Annotated in this window: 18 protein-coding genes; 4 read left to right on the top strand and 14 right to left on the bottom strand. The window is 41.4% G+C overall.

Going from position 1 to position 12,891, the window contains the following annotated elements; translation table 11 throughout:
• Positions 1-6: 6 nt before the first annotated feature.
• From NQT65_RS17735 to NQT65_RS17765, 7 genes are all read right to left on the bottom strand, one after another.
• Complete coding sequence (locus NQT65_RS17735) at positions 7-369, bottom strand: response regulator (protein WP_029773320.1); 363 nt, start codon at positions 367-369, stop codon at positions 7-9.
• An 8-nt stretch (positions 370-377) separates the two neighbouring features.
• Complete coding sequence (locus NQT65_RS17740; protein WP_004588224.1) at positions 378-650, bottom strand: STAS domain-containing protein; 273 nt, start codon at positions 648-650, stop codon at positions 378-380.
• A gap of 163 nt (positions 651-813) precedes the next feature.
• On the bottom strand, positions 814-1,431 hold the full coding sequence (locus NQT65_RS17745) for an SCO family protein (RefSeq protein WP_256851681.1): 618 nt from the start codon (positions 1,429-1,431) through the stop codon (positions 814-816).
• Complete coding sequence (cyoE, locus tag NQT65_RS17750) at positions 1,428-2,357, bottom strand: heme o synthase (RefSeq protein WP_256851682.1); 930 nt, start codon at positions 2,355-2,357, stop codon at positions 1,428-1,430. The genes NQT65_RS17745 and cyoE overlap by 4 nt, the downstream gene beginning before the upstream one ends.
• A gap of 12 nt (positions 2,358-2,369) precedes the next feature.
• Entirely contained in the window at positions 2,370-3,359 is a 990-nt protein-coding gene (locus NQT65_RS17755; protein ID WP_024033913.1) for a COX15/CtaA family protein, read from the bottom strand.
• Positions 3,360-3,389: 30 nt separating this feature from the next.
• Complete coding sequence (locus NQT65_RS17760) at positions 3,390-3,884, bottom strand: transmembrane cytochrome oxidase associated protein (protein ID WP_126008519.1); 495 nt, start codon at positions 3,882-3,884, stop codon at positions 3,390-3,392.
• Positions 3,874-4,614 carry an SURF1 family protein gene (locus tag NQT65_RS17765; protein WP_121638116.1) on the bottom strand — a complete coding sequence of 247 codons (741 nt, stop codon included), beginning with the start codon at positions 4,612-4,614 and terminating at the stop codon, positions 3,874-3,876. Before NQT65_RS17765 ends, NQT65_RS17760 begins: the two co-directional genes overlap by 11 nt.
• A gap of 14 nt (positions 4,615-4,628) precedes the next feature.
• Between NQT65_RS17765 and NQT65_RS20265 the strand changes: the two genes are divergently transcribed.
• The gene (locus tag NQT65_RS20265; RefSeq protein ID WP_337939369.1) at positions 4,629-4,940 is read left to right on the top strand and encodes a DUF2909 domain-containing protein; all 312 of its coding nucleotides are present in this window, start codon (positions 4,629-4,631) and stop codon (positions 4,938-4,940) included.
• Here NQT65_RS20265 and NQT65_RS17775 read toward each other — a convergent pair.
• The 5 genes from NQT65_RS17775 to lexA form a co-directional block, all read right to left on the bottom strand.
• The gene (locus NQT65_RS17775) at positions 4,840-5,715 is read right to left on the bottom strand and encodes a cytochrome c oxidase subunit 3 (RefSeq protein WP_004588217.1); all 876 of its coding nucleotides are present in this window, start codon (positions 5,713-5,715) and stop codon (positions 4,840-4,842) included. The two genes, NQT65_RS20265 and NQT65_RS17775, sit on opposite strands and share 101 nt — an antisense overlap.
• 35 nt (positions 5,716-5,750) lie before the next feature.
• Positions 5,751-6,281 carry a cytochrome c oxidase assembly protein gene (locus tag NQT65_RS17780; protein ID WP_004588216.1) on the bottom strand — a complete coding sequence of 177 codons (531 nt, stop codon included), beginning with the start codon at positions 6,279-6,281 and terminating at the stop codon, positions 5,751-5,753.
• The gene (ctaD, locus tag NQT65_RS17785) at positions 6,281-7,873 is read right to left on the bottom strand and encodes a cytochrome c oxidase subunit I (protein ID WP_004588215.1); all 1,593 of its coding nucleotides are present in this window, start codon (positions 7,871-7,873) and stop codon (positions 6,281-6,283) included. The genes NQT65_RS17780 and ctaD overlap by 1 nt, the downstream gene beginning before the upstream one ends.
• Positions 7,873-9,009 (bottom strand): cytochrome c oxidase subunit II, encoded by a 1,137-nt coding sequence (coxB, locus tag NQT65_RS17790; protein ID WP_126008528.1) that lies wholly within the window; start codon positions 9,007-9,009, stop codon positions 7,873-7,875. Before coxB ends, ctaD begins: the two co-directional genes overlap by 1 nt.
• Before the next feature lie 462 nt (positions 9,010-9,471).
• Positions 9,472-10,089, bottom strand: a complete 618-nt coding sequence (lexA, locus tag NQT65_RS17795; RefSeq protein ID WP_004588213.1) for a transcriptional repressor LexA — start codon at positions 10,087-10,089, stop codon at positions 9,472-9,474.
• Between the two features lie 177 nt (positions 10,090-10,266).
• On the opposite strand from lexA, the gene NQT65_RS17800 reads away from it, so the two are divergent.
• Entirely contained in the window at positions 10,267-10,707 is a 441-nt protein-coding gene (locus NQT65_RS17800; protein ID WP_004589367.1) for a PaaI family thioesterase, read from the top strand.
• A gap of 10 nt (positions 10,708-10,717) precedes the next feature.
• Here the strand turns inward: NQT65_RS17800 and NQT65_RS17805 are convergent, their stop codons facing one another.
• Complete coding sequence (locus NQT65_RS17805; RefSeq protein WP_004589368.1) at positions 10,718-11,098, bottom strand: hypothetical protein; 381 nt, start codon at positions 11,096-11,098, stop codon at positions 10,718-10,720.
• A 231-nt stretch (positions 11,099-11,329) separates the two neighbouring features.
• Between NQT65_RS17805 and NQT65_RS17810 the strand changes: the two genes are divergently transcribed.
• Positions 11,330-11,581 carry a DUF7218 family protein gene (locus NQT65_RS17810; protein ID WP_029773325.1) on the top strand — a complete coding sequence of 84 codons (252 nt, stop codon included), beginning with the start codon at positions 11,330-11,332 and terminating at the stop codon, positions 11,579-11,581.
• Between the two features lie 143 nt (positions 11,582-11,724).
• Positions 11,725-12,441: a hypothetical protein gene (locus NQT65_RS17815; RefSeq protein ID WP_256851683.1), complete on the top strand. Its 717-nt coding sequence runs from the start codon at positions 11,725-11,727 to the stop codon at positions 12,439-12,441.
• Here the strand turns inward: NQT65_RS17815 and NQT65_RS17820 are convergent.
• Complete coding sequence (locus NQT65_RS17820; RefSeq protein WP_138579339.1) at positions 12,416-12,766, bottom strand: VOC family protein; 351 nt, start codon at positions 12,764-12,766, stop codon at positions 12,416-12,418. The genes NQT65_RS17815 and NQT65_RS17820 overlap by 26 nt on opposite strands.
• Positions 12,767-12,891 lie beyond the last annotated feature (125 nt).

Raw genomic sequence — 12,891 nt, forward strand, 5'->3', positions numbered from 1 at the left:
CCTCAGTTAACGAATTACTTTTTTAAGTACCGCTAGTAACTGATCCGGGTTGAAAGGCTTTACAATCCAGCCTGTTGCGCCAGCTGCTTTACCTTCTACTTTTTTATCTAATCCTGACTCTGTAGTTAGCATAAGTAGCGGCGTAAATTTGTAATCAGGAAGGCCTCTGAGCTCTCTGATAAGCGTAATGCCATCCATAATGGGCATATTTACATCTGAAATTACCGCATCAAAACTTTGCTGCTTGGCAATCGCGAGGGCTTCGCTGCCATCTTTTGCTTCGGTAACATCAAAACCTGCGGTTTTAAGCGTAAAGCTCACCATTTGACGCATTGACGCAGAATCATCAACCGCTAAAATTTTCTTCATATAAACCTCTAACCTTTACTTTCAAGTGTTAAATATTGACTTAAGCCAAGTTGATTAATGGCGTTTTGAAGTGCATCACTGCTGCCTACCCATACAATTTTATGGTGTATGGTAAGTAGGTGTTTTTGTAAGGCACACAAAAGTTGAATTGACGCGGTATCGGCTGAAACAACCTCACTGACATCTAAACAAATATCGTTGTTGCTATTGAGTTCTTGTAATAAATCTTGGTGAAGAGTCTCTACTTGCATAATCGCAAGTTCGCTTGGAAGTTTTAGCATTTTTTCAGGACTTTCCCTGTCAATTCAATTCATAACAAAAGCTTAGCCTTAGTTATTAAAATTGCCATAAAAGGCTCAAAAAAATTAATAAAACTTTTAAAAGTGGCGCTAAAAAGCAAAAAAGGAGCCTAAGCTCCTTTTAAAATTCGTGAAAAGTTTAAAACTAGTTTTTATAGTAATCCGCTATTTGTTTAAATTCGCTAATGAGTTGAGTGGTATTAATAAGGGGCGCATTTCCTTGTTGGAACTCAGGCTTAAATATGGCTCTTACCGCTCCATTTGCATCAACTAAAGCCACCGAAGCACTATGATCGACCGCATATTCTGATTCTTGCGAGTCACTAATGGCATAAATTAGGCCAAGCTCTCTAACCACCGGGAATAGGTTTTTGTGCTCACCCGAAACAGCTAAAAAGTCAGGGTTAAAATAATCAATATACGCTTTGCGTTTTTCCGGCGTATCGCGTTGAGGGTCTACCGACATAAACCAAATGTGCAGTGGGTATTCGTTATGTAACTTTTTATACACGCTGTTTAGTTTAGCAAGCGTTAATGGGCAAATATCTGGACAACTGGTATAGCCTAAAAACACTAAGTTCCATTGCCCCAAAAATTGCGCTTTGGTGACTAACTCACCGTTTTGGTCGTTAAGTGTAAAATCAGAAAGAGGCTTTGCTTGCTCATACACTAAGGCTTGCACATCGGGTGCACTATTTTGCTCTGAGCAAGCGACTAATAAAAACGAAAAAATTACAACTAAGCTAATCCGTAACTGCTTCATAAAGGGAGCCATTTATCTATAAATAAGATCACGAAGAGTACCATTAAATGCACAATTGAAAAGCGAAATAAGTCCATTGCGGTGTCATCGCTAGGGGCTAATTTAAGCTTAACTGCTTTATACAAAAAGAGTGCGTTGAGTACACATGCGCCTACTAAATAAATACCGCCCGACATACCAATTAAATAAGGTAATACACATACAAGCGCCAGTAATATGGTGTAAGCCACAACACAGGTTTTGCAAAAATCGATACCGTGAGTCACTGGCAACATAGGAATTTTAGCGCGTTCGTAATCGCTTTTGCGTGCTATTGCCAGTGCCCAAAAATGCGGTGGGGTCCACGTAAATATAATCATTACGAGTAACCATGGCGCGGCTGCCATTTGATTGGTTTCAGAAACCCAACCCAATAAAGGCGGCATTGCCCCAGCTAAGCCACCAATTACAATGTTTTGCGGTGTGGCACGCTTTAAAAAAGAGGTATAAATAAAAGCATACCCAACTAATGCAAACAAAGTAAGTACGGCTGTTAGGGTGTTTGCCCAAAGCATTAGCATTATAAAACCAGCAACCCCTATCACGCCTGCAAAGCTTAACGCATGGGTTTTACTAAGCCGGCCTTTAGCTACAGGGCGGTGGCGTGTACGCGCCATTTTTGTATCTATTTCGCTATCAACAACATGATTTATTACTGCCGCAGTGCCAGAGAGTAAACCAATGCCTAATAAACTAATAAATTGTACTGCAATGCCTCGCCCTACGTCAGGCGCCAGTGCCAAGCCAACCCAGGCAGTAAGTACCAACATAGCCACTACTTTAAACTTGCTAATAGCTAAGTAATCTTGCAGTAAATTATAAGCACGTTGAATAAAAGGGTGTGCGCTAATAACCTGTAGTTCTTTTTTGTCGAGTGTGAGTGCCATAATTATTCCCCTTTAAGTGCGTGCTTTTAGGTAGTAACACAACCTAACCATAGTCAATAACAAGATAGCTGCCATTAAATTGTGCGCCAACGCCACTCCAAGCGGAAAGTGCCAATGCACCACCGCAAGCCCCAAACTAATTTGGCAAAGTAGCGCAACGAGCACGCTGACAGTACAGTGCTTTATTTTTGCAGATTGCGCCTGACTGTATATACGCCACATAATTAGCGCCAACACAATACATGTAACTAGCGCCCAAATTCTGTGTAGTAAATGAATAGACATACGCGCCTGTTGCGATAGCACTCCGTACTCATAATTACTGTGCTCAAGCGGCAGCTGAAACACACTACTGAGTGAAAATGGCTGCGCATAACTACACAGCGGTAAGCCATTACAGTGTGGCGCCGCATAATTTGCTGCAAGCCACCCACCTAATGCAATTTGAATAACCAACACAGCCAATGCAACTAAGCTCAATGAAAAATAGCCTTTAGCGCTACTATCTCCGCCCTCTATGGGTTTAGTAGTTAAACGCAGGTATAAAAGAGTGATTAGCGATAAAATACTAAATCCCCCCAGCAAATGCCCCATTACAATAAGCGGTTGTAAGTTCATAGTAACGGTCCACATACCCAGCGCAGCCTGAAATATAACTAACAATAATAAGGCTAGCGGTAATTTAACCGGCGTGTTTGAGTAATGGCGCTTTACAAAAGCCAATACGAATAGCGCTAAAATAAGCAACCCCAGCGCGCCTGCAAAGTAACGGTGGATCATTTCTTTCCACGCTTTGGCGGTTTCAAACATCATATCTGGGTAACTTTGGGTAGCCAGTGCGATATCGGCTTCATGCTTTGGTACAGTTAAAAAGCCATAGCAACCGGGCCAATCAGGGCAACCAAGACCTGCGTCACTTAAACGTGTATAAGCACCTAGCCCTACTACTAACAGCGCAAGTAACCCCGTTGCAAGTACCCAGTTTTTATAATTTTTATACATAGGAATCTCCCATTAACAATGCGCTATTAATTAGCTTGAACGAGAATAATTAAGCAGTTTTTTTAAATCTTTTAATAAACCTTTTTGCACTAAACGGTTTTCTTGTGGCTGCTCTTTAAACGGATACTCAAGCACCACTAACCCCATGTGATCGATTAAATATAGGCTAGCGGGCTGCAAATTTTGTTGCGCGTTAAAGGTTTTCCAAGGAATGTTTTTAACTTTAGGCGCTCCCATTACAGCCATATCAACCTTGCCCTGATTTTTTCCTAAGGCGATATATAAGTTATTAAGCGCATTGAGCTGCTCATTGCACGAAGCGTTACATTTATTGGAGTAATTAAGCGCAATTGTCCATTGCTTAGGGTTATGTTGCTGCCAGTTTTCAAGCTTTACTTCGTGCTGTAAAAACTCGCCATTATTGGTAATGGCGCTCGGCAACCAGTCTAGTTTTAGCGCACCGTATGCAAGTACTAGCGGTACAGCGCAACATACAACAAACAAAACTAAGGGGTTATTTTTCATTGTTAGTCCTCTTTTTGCTGGCAAAAATGGCCACCACTACACAGGCTAAGGCTATTAAAAACCATTGCACTGCATACGCTTGGTGCTTTTGCGGACTCATCACCACCGCTTTATAATGCGGTATAGCTAGCGCATCTCCAGCACCTTGACGATAAGCCATAAAGTTAAATAACGATTGATTACTCTGCTCACTTAGCTTTTGTAAATCTATTGATTGAATTCGTTTTTGAAGGTCTTGTTTTGTCGCATTGGTTTGTAAGTTAAAGCTCGTTAAATTTCGCTCTTTTATCTGCGCTTTAAACGTAATATTACGTTTAGGAAGTTGGATGTTCGGTAGTTCGCTGCGTGAAATAGGCGCTTTTACCCACCCTAAATTAACGAGTAAAGCGTCACTTGCTTGGCTTGGCTTAAATAACACCAATAAATCGTAACCGACTTGCCCTTGGTAAACTTGGTTATCTAAAAGCCAGTATTGCTGATTTATTATTTTTCCGACAAGCTCAACCACTACACCTGTTTTATTCCACTTTGAAGGCATTGCCTGTAATTGCTGCCAGCTCATTACGCCTTGGGTTTGCATGTTAGCTATAGCTGTTAGCTGTTGCTGCTTTTGCTCAGCCCTTGCTAATTGCCAATACCCTAAACGTACACATACCAGCACCACAGCTACCACAACGCAAAGTGCGATAAATGAGCTAAGCTTTTGTTTACGCCTTAAAATTAACTGCATAAAGGGTCAACCCAGTGATTATTAAAATTATTATTGTGCTGCTGTTACTATTTATACTTTTCAACTTGTTTAGAGCGCTATTTATTATGGTGACCGATAAATCTGGCGGTCGGCCTATGTCGCATTTTTTAGGCCGTCGCGTGCTGTTTTCTGTGGTGGTTTTGGTGATGGTGATAGCCGCTGTAAAACTTGGTTTTATAAAGGCTAATCACTCACCATTAACCGTTACAACACATACACAAAAACAAATAAACACAGCCACACCACATCAACAAAATGCCAGTACCAAGCCGCTGCTTGAAACGCAAAATGTTTATCTTTCGTAAAGTGGCCTTTTAAAATACGCACAAATACAACAAACAAAATGATGGCGCCAAGGGTCACATGCATGCCATGAAAACCTGTCAGCAAAAAGAACGTATTCCCGTAAATGCCTGCATCTAGTGTTAAGTTTAAGTCGTTGTAGGCATAAATATATTCTTCTACCTGCAATGCTAAAAAGCACACACCCAATAAAATGGTTGCCCCTAGCATCACTTTTAGCGGTTTACGTTTATTGTTTTCAATGGCTACGTGAGCAAAATGCAAAGTAACCGAAGACGCTAATAAAATAAGCGTATTAATAAGGGGTAAGCCTTGCCACCCCATAGCTTGCGTGGTTTCACCTGCTGGTGTGGTTAGTAGTGGCCATACGGCCTCAAAGGTAGGCCAAAGCACCTCGTTGGTCATCGCATTATTCCCAGCGCCGCCAAGCCAAGGCACCGACAGTATGCGGGCGTAAAATAATGCGCCAAAAAAGGCCATAAAAAACATAACTTCAGAGAATATAAACCAGCTCATTCCTTGTCGAAATGAGCGGTCCATTTGCGCTGAATATAAGCCCTGATCAGACTCGCTAATTACATTTTTAAACCAGCTAAAAATCATATACAGCAGCACTGCAATGCCTGCATATAGCAGGTACACACCGCTGCCCCCTTCACTTTCTAAGTTCATGACTGTTAAAGCCGCACCCACTGCAATAAAAAATAACGCCACCGCGCCCACTATGGGCCAAGGACTTTGCTCGGGTACGTAGTAGTTTTCATAATCTTGATTCATGTTACTTGCTCCTAGTTTTACACTAGACATGCAGGCTAGTTATTACTTGCTACTAGCTGCTCACTAATATCAAATACGGTGTACGATAAAGTTAGCTCTTCTACATCGCTCGGCAGTGCGGTATCAACATAAAAAAGCAGCTTAAACTCAAGCTCTTCACCCGCTTTTAGGGGTTGTTGATCAAAGCAAAAGCACGCTATTTTATGTAAGTACTTGGCTGCCTTTCCGGGCGATACAGAAGGCACCGCTTGCATTACTTTATCAATATCACTGGTGTTTTTTGCGCTAAACATCACCTCACGCATGGCACCTGGTTTCACATCAACACTGTATTCTTTAGATTTAACAATAAACGGCGCACCACTTTGCGCATGGGTTGTAAAGCTCACACCTATTTCTCGATTTTGTGCAACCTGTGTACTTTGTTTAGCTTGCTCAAGCGATGGCTTGCCATTAAGCCCAGTTATGTCGCAGAACACGTCATATAAGGGCACTAAGGCAAATGCAAAAGCAAACATACCTATACAAATAAGAATTAGGCGCTTTAATAGCGGTGCATGTGTCATTATTTAATTTCCGGCGGCGTAGAAAAAGTATGATACGGCGCAGGAGAGTCCACTTCCCACTCTAAACCTTCAGCACCATCCCATACTTTTGCAGGGACTTTATCGCCCCCTCGGGCACATTTAATTACCACCGCCACAAAGAGTAACTGCGATAAACCAAAGGCAAACCCACCTATACTAATAATTGCGTTAAAATCAGCAAACTGCAGAGCGTAATCGGGAATGCGGCGCGGCATGCCTGCCAGCCCTACAAAATGCATAGGGAAAAACAATACATTTACGCTTACCAGCGATAACCAAAAATGCCACTTAGCCAAGGCAATGTTGTACATATTGCCCGTCCACTTAGGCAGCCAATAATAAGCCCCCGCCATAATCGAAAATATTGCCCCCGTAACTAACACGTAATGAAAGTGCGCCACCACAAAGTAAGTATCGTGATACTGAAAATCAGCAGGGGTTATAGCCAACATCAGCCCCGAAAAGCCCCCTAAGGTAAACAGCACAATAAAGGCAATACTAAATAGCATGGGCACTTCAAAACTTATTGACCCTCGCCACATAGTGGCCACCCAGTTAAATACTTTTACCCCTGTAGGCACCGATATCAGCATGGTCGCGTACATAAAAAATAGCTCGCCAGCAACCGGCATACCGGTCGTAAACATATGATGCGCCCACACTATAAAACTCAGTAATGCAATAGAGGAGGTTGCGTAAACCATTGAGGCATAACCAAATAGTTTTTTACGTGAGAATGTAGGCACTATGGTCGAAATAATACCAAAGGCGGGTAAAATCATGATGTACACTTCGGGATGGCCAAAAAACCAAAATATGTGCTGAAACATCACCGGATCGCCGCCGCCTGCCGCATCAAAAAAGCTGGTTCCAAAGTATTTATCGGTGAGCACCATAGTGACCGCTCCGGCCAGTACGGGCATAACAGCAATTAATAAAAATGCGGTTATTAGCCATGTCCATACAAATAATGGTAGCTTCATCCATGTCATGCCTGGGGCACGTAAATTAACAATGGTCACAATTACATTTATTGCGCCCATAATTGAGCTAATCCCCATAATGTGCACTGCAAACACAAACATTGCGGTGTTGTCGTTACTGTACGTTGTTGAAAGCGGCGCATAGAACGTCCAGCCAAATGCGGGGCCGCCTCCAGGCATTAATAACGATGCCAATAAAATTAAAAAAGCGAAGGGTAAAATCCAAAAGCTCCAGTTGTTCATTCTGGGCAGTGCCATATCTGGCGCGCCAATCATGAGCGGTACCATCCAGTTAGCAAGTCCCGTAAAGGCTGGCATTACAGCACCAAACACCATAATTAAACCGTGTACTGTGGTCATTTGGTTAAAAAAGTGTGGGTCTACCAATTGTAATCCTGGCTGAAATAACTCAGCCCGAATAACCATGGCCATTGCACCGCCAATTAAAAACATAGTCAGCGAAAAAATTAAGTACATGCTGCCAATATCTTTATGGTTTGTTGTGTATAACCAACGTTTAAAACCTTTGGCTGGGTGATGGCCGTGGTGAGCATCATTGGCGTTAGGTTGTTCTACTATGCTACTCATTAGTTCGCCTCCGCATCAAGTGCTGCCTGAATTTCACTAGGTTGGATGACATCACCCGTTTCATTACCCCACGCATTACGTTTATAGGTAATTACCGCTGCAAGTTGTTTAATTGAGAGCTGCTTTGCAAATGCCTGCATTGCAGTTCCTGGTCGGCCATGAATCACTACATCAATGTGATCTTTTATATCACCCAAAACAATGGGGCTGCCTTTTAGCGCAGGAAATACGCCCGGTAACCCCATACCTGTAGGTTGATGACACGCAGCGCAACTTGCCATATACACTTGCTCACCTAGTGTCATTAGCTCTTCTTTAGGAATTGTTTTATCAAGCAATGCCGCATCAGCAAGTGCGGCTTTTTGCTTAGCTTGCTTAGCATCTGCAAGCCATGCGTTAAAGTCCTCTTGCGATTTAGCTTCAACCACCACGGGCATAAAACCATGATCTTTACCGCACAGCTCTGCACACTGTCCCCGGTAAATACCTTCTTCGTTAATGTTGGTCCACGTTTCGTTGATAAACCCCGGATTGGCATCTTTTTTAACGGCAAAATCGGGTACCCACCAAGAGTGAATAACATCATCAGAGGTCATTAAAAAACGCACCTTTTGATTAATTGGCAGTACTAAAGGTTTATCAACCTCAAGTAAATAATTAGGGTTTTTATTAGCAAGGTTGGCTATTTCGTCTTGAGGGGTAGATAAAATAGAGTAAAACTCTACGTCTTCGCCCATATATTCATAATGCCACTTCCACTGTGACCCTGTAATTTTAATGGTTAAGTCGGCCTTACTGGCATCTTCCATCGCAATGAGGGTTTTAGTGGCAGGGATTGCCATGGCAATTAAAATAACAAACGGAATGGCAGTCCAAAGAATTTCTACTTTGGTACTTTCATGAAATTGGGCAGGAACTGCCCCTTTAGATTTACGGTGATGAATCAGTGCCCAAAACATTATTGCGAACACTATCACCCCAATCACACAACATATTAAAAATATGGTCATGTGTAGCTGATATACATTATTACTTATATCGGTTACGCCCTTGCGCATATTGTATTGGCTATTAGCCAGCACTTGCTGCGGGAACATAATCAACACAAGCCACAAGGTAGAGGTCAGTTTACCCATGTGACGGCTCCTTTGATGCTATTGCGAATGCAAAGCGAAGAGGCATACGGCTTAAACGCCAATTCGTTATTTTTATTTTTTAACCAATCTTATTTTTAATTGGTATCGCTAGGACAACAAAAGGTTTGTGTATATTGTGTGTTCTCATAACTAAAAAGCTGTGAGTTATTGTTAGTCCAGCACATTAATGATTAGCTAAAAAACGTACAACAAGCAAGTTTTAGTATAAAAAACAATCAAGTGATATTTTAAAATTGACTAAATGACGGCGTATTAAATTGTTATTTAACAGCCAAGATACGAGCAAAATTAAGGGATGTAACACGCTTAGGAAGATAAAAGTATGAGTGAAAAAAAGTTTACAGCCTAAATAATTTTAGGGCGCTTTGAGGTGGGGGAAGGTTTGTTTTTAAAACAAAAATGCACACTAAAAAGTGCGCATTTATAGATATTACTTAAAAATTACATCCAGTCGGCATTTCTTATTACGCCAACGGCTAACCCTTCAATATTAAAAGATTCGTTTTCAAGGTCTACCTCTATAGGCGTAAACTCTTCGTTTTCGGCGTGTAATAATACTTTTCGGCCTGCTTTTTCTAGGCGTTTTACGGTTACGTCTTCATCTACTCGTGCAACCACAACTTGGCCGTTTTCTGCTGTTTGAGTACGGTGTACGGCAAGTAAGTCACCATCCATAATACCTATATCTTTCATACTCATGCCGTTAACACGCAGTAAAAAGTCGGCGGCTGGTTTAAACATAAGTGGGTCTATTTTACAGTGACTCTCAACATGCTCTTGCGCCAAAATAGGCGAACCCGCTGCAACTCTACCTATTAATGGCAGACCCAGTTGCTCAGGCTCCTCTTCTTCAACCAATTGAATACCACGGCTTGCGCCTGGTTTCATTTTAATAACACCTTTTTTGGCAAGCGCTTTTAAGTGCTCTTCTGCGGCATTGGCACTTTTAAAACCGAGTGTTTGCGCAATTTCGGCACGTGTAGGAGGCATACCAGTGTCTTTAATAAAAACTTTTATTAGTTCGAGTATTTGAGCTTGGCGTTTAGTTAATGGTCGCATACAACTGGTTTTCCATACAGTACATTTAACTGTGAGTATATACAGTTAAATAAAAATCGCAAATTTAAATTGTGCTTTAAAATAGCTAAATACACCGCACCTGGATAAATTTTAGGTAATTACAGACGTTCAGTATTTAAAATGCTATAAATTTGCTTTCAATATAAAGGAGTAATTATGAGTATTTGGCATCAACCCATCACATTAGAGCTTTGCAAACAGTTAGATGAGGGAATAAACGGCCAAGGCACGCTAATGAAAACCATGGGCATAGAAATAACCGAAATAGGAGATGATTACCTAGTGGCTACCATGCCCGCAATTCCTGAGCATCATAATCCTATTGGTATGGTACACGGTGGCGCAAATGTGGTACTTGCCGAAACCGTAGCAAGCTACGCCGCTAACTTTGTAGTGGACTTTACAAAATTTTATTGTGTTGGACAGGAAATTAGCGCCAGCCACTTAAAGGCCTCTCGAAATGGCACTTTAACCGCCGTTACTCGTGCATTTCATATTGGTAAGCGCAGTTCTGTATGGGAAATAAAAATAACCAATAGCCGCGGCGAGCTTTGCTGCGTATCAAAAATGACCGCAGCGGTTGTCGAGCGCAAATAGTTAACTATGGCTACTTTTCGATAGGGTAAATCGTTATTTCCATACCAGCGCCAATTGCAGATATACGTAGCAGTGTATCTGCATGTAGAGCTTGGTTAAAACACTTAGGTGACGTGCCCGACTCAAAGCCTATATCAAACGTTCTGCGCGAACAGCTTAGCCACTGCTTAAGCGCATTACGTGAACACGACTCTATTAATTCACATAAGTGGTTGATTGCTTTGTCTGGCGTGGTTATATCACCTGAGGCTTCAATACGCGCCAATTGACGATATTCGTCTTTGTCATAATGCAAAACCATCGCGTTTTTCTTTAAGTCTGCCACTAGGGCGCTAATATCTTGTTTAGACTCAAGCTCTAGATCTACATTTAAAAATTGAATTTCCGACATTGTCTGCTTTTTACCCTCTTATAGTTTCATCGCAAACTTTAACGCAGTTTTACTTTTATACCAAATCAACTAAGCGCTAAACATGGCTTTATTCATAGAAAATACCTGTTTAAACGCCATTGGCACCTAATTTGCCTTATAAAACGGGTTAGGCTAGTTACGCTTAATTTTACCGTTTATGTATGAAAGTTATACACACACTGTGTAATTAAACGCTTCAGGAGGACAATTATGGTAGATCATGGCCCGCAAATTAAAAACGACGATCAGTACGATGCGCTTCGAGATGAAGGCATGAGCAAACAAAAAGCCGCGCGCATTGCTAATAGCAATACTCATAAAACCGCTGTTAAAGGCGGCAAAGCCTCAAAGTATGAGCAGCGCACTAAAAAGCAGCTGTACAATAAAGCTAAAGAGCTCGGCATTAGCGGCCGCTCAAAAATGAGCAAACAAGGGCTAATAAATGCCTTACGTGAGCATTAAACACAGCCTCACTGATTTTTTACCGCTCCTTTTTATTATTTTTATAAAGTTAGAGTAAGCTTATGAATAACTGCGACAAAATGCCGCAGTAAAAGCATGGGTTGTTGTAAAACACTAACGCTAAAAATAATAAGAAACACAAAATGAAAAAACAACTATTTAAGCGCGCTCGAAAACTACATAAGTGGCTAGGCTATTTACTTGCCTTACAAATTTTAGCTTGGCTTTTAGGCGGCTTAGTAATGAGCGCGATACCACTTGAATACGTACACGGTAAGCACCTTGCTAAGCGCACACTTACAAACCCATTTACTCAAGCAGACTACCCCACATCACTCGATAATATTACTGCCCAAGTGCCTAACCCCACGCAAATAGTGTTTGAGCACTTTTTAACGACCCCGCTTATTACTGTTATTAATACTGAGGAGCAGCAAAGCTTTAATGGTTTAACGGGGCGCCCTTTTCAGCCACCGACTAAAATACAAATTACCGCTAATGCACAAGCGCATTTACTCATCGACGCTAAGGCAATTAGCACTACACTTTTAAAACAAGGCACTCGAGAGGTGGGATACAAAAAAAATGTGTGGCAAGTACAATTTAACGACACCTTTAATACTACGCTGTATTTAAATGCAATTAACGGCAAAGTTATCAGCGTTCGCAGCACACTATGGCGCATATTCGACTTTTTTTGGATGCTACACATAATGGATTACGACGAGCGAGAAGATTTTAACAACCCGCTCCTCATCAGTTTTGCAGCCACCAGCCTACTATTTTGTTTATGCGGTATTATTTTATTAATACAAAACGTTAGGCTAAAAAAACTTACACGTGTTGGTCAATCAAAATAGGGTTGCCGTCTGGGTCGGTAATAATAAAGCTTTTATCACCCACAGGTTCAACCTGGATATGAGCGTTTTGAAAATATTCGCTAAGCGTATCAACATCCTTAAACTCTGTAACGGTTTGTGCGTTTTGATCCCAGCCAGGATTGAAGGTCAGCATGTTTTTATCAAACATACCCGAGAACAAACCAATTAAATGTTCACCGTTTTTCATCACTAGCCAATTTTGCTCTATCTCACCTGCAAACTCGCTAAAGCCCAGCTTTTCGTAAAACGCTTTTGAGGCTCTAATATCTTTAACCGTTAAACTTATTGAAAAAGCACCTAGCATAGTCATCTCCTCGCTATTTTTTATATCAGTATAGAGTGTACTAAGCATTGCGGATTAAAATTTGTTCAGGCTTTATCTTTTAGCAGCAAAACTTTAGACTAGCGCCTCCTGTAGTTCACGTATGT

It is taken from the genome of Pseudoalteromonas agarivorans (genome assembly GCF_024518735.1).
Classification (GTDB): Bacteria; Pseudomonadota; Gammaproteobacteria; order Enterobacterales; family Alteromonadaceae; genus Pseudoalteromonas; species Pseudoalteromonas atlantica.

Coding starts and splice junctions, on each gene's coding strand:
- NQT65_RS17735 (WP_029773320.1), bottom strand. CDS start 369: ATGAAGAAAATTTTAGCGGTTGATGATTCTGCGTCAATGCGTCAAATG.
- NQT65_RS17740 (WP_004588224.1), bottom strand. CDS start 650: ATGCTAAAACTTCCAAGCGAACTTGCGATTATGCAAGTAGAGACTCTT.
- NQT65_RS17745 (WP_256851681.1), bottom strand. CDS start 1,431: ATGAAGCAGTTACGGATTAGCTTAGTTGTAATTTTTTCGTTTTTATTA.
- cyoE (WP_256851682.1), bottom strand. CDS start 2,357: ATGGCACTCACACTCGACAAAAAAGAACTACAGGTTATTAGCGCACAC.
- NQT65_RS17755 (WP_024033913.1), bottom strand. CDS start 3,359: ATGTATAAAAATTATAAAAACTGGGTACTTGCAACGGGGTTACTTGCG.
- NQT65_RS17760 (WP_126008519.1), bottom strand. CDS start 3,884: ATGAAAAATAACCCCTTAGTTTTGTTTGTTGTATGTTGCGCTGTACCG.
- NQT65_RS17765 (WP_121638116.1), bottom strand. CDS start 4,614: ATGCAGTTAATTTTAAGGCGTAAACAAAAGCTTAGCTCATTTATCGCA.
- NQT65_RS17775 (WP_004588217.1), bottom strand. CDS start 5,715: ATGAATCAAGATTATGAAAACTACTACGTACCCGAGCAAAGTCCTTGG.
- NQT65_RS17780 (WP_004588216.1), bottom strand. CDS start 6,281: ATGACACATGCACCGCTATTAAAGCGCCTAATTCTTATTTGTATAGGT.
- ctaD (WP_004588215.1), bottom strand. CDS start 7,873: ATGAGTAGCATAGTAGAACAACCTAACGCCAATGATGCTCACCACGGC.
- coxB (WP_126008528.1), bottom strand. CDS start 9,009: ATGGGTAAACTGACCTCTACCTTGTGGCTTGTGTTGATTATGTTCCCG.
- lexA (WP_004588213.1), bottom strand. CDS start 10,089: ATGCGACCATTAACTAAACGCCAAGCTCAAATACTCGAACTAATAAAA.
- NQT65_RS17800 (WP_004589367.1), top strand. CDS start 10,267: ATGAGTATTTGGCATCAACCCATCACATTAGAGCTTTGCAAACAGTTA.
- NQT65_RS17805 (WP_004589368.1), bottom strand. CDS start 11,098: ATGTCGGAAATTCAATTTTTAAATGTAGATCTAGAGCTTGAGTCTAAA.
- NQT65_RS17810 (WP_029773325.1), top strand. CDS start 11,330: ATGGTAGATCATGGCCCGCAAATTAAAAACGACGATCAGTACGATGCG.
- NQT65_RS17815 (WP_256851683.1), top strand. CDS start 11,725: ATGAAAAAACAACTATTTAAGCGCGCTCGAAAACTACATAAGTGGCTA.
- NQT65_RS17820 (WP_138579339.1), bottom strand. CDS start 12,766: ATGCTAGGTGCTTTTTCAATAAGTTTAACGGTTAAAGATATTAGAGCC.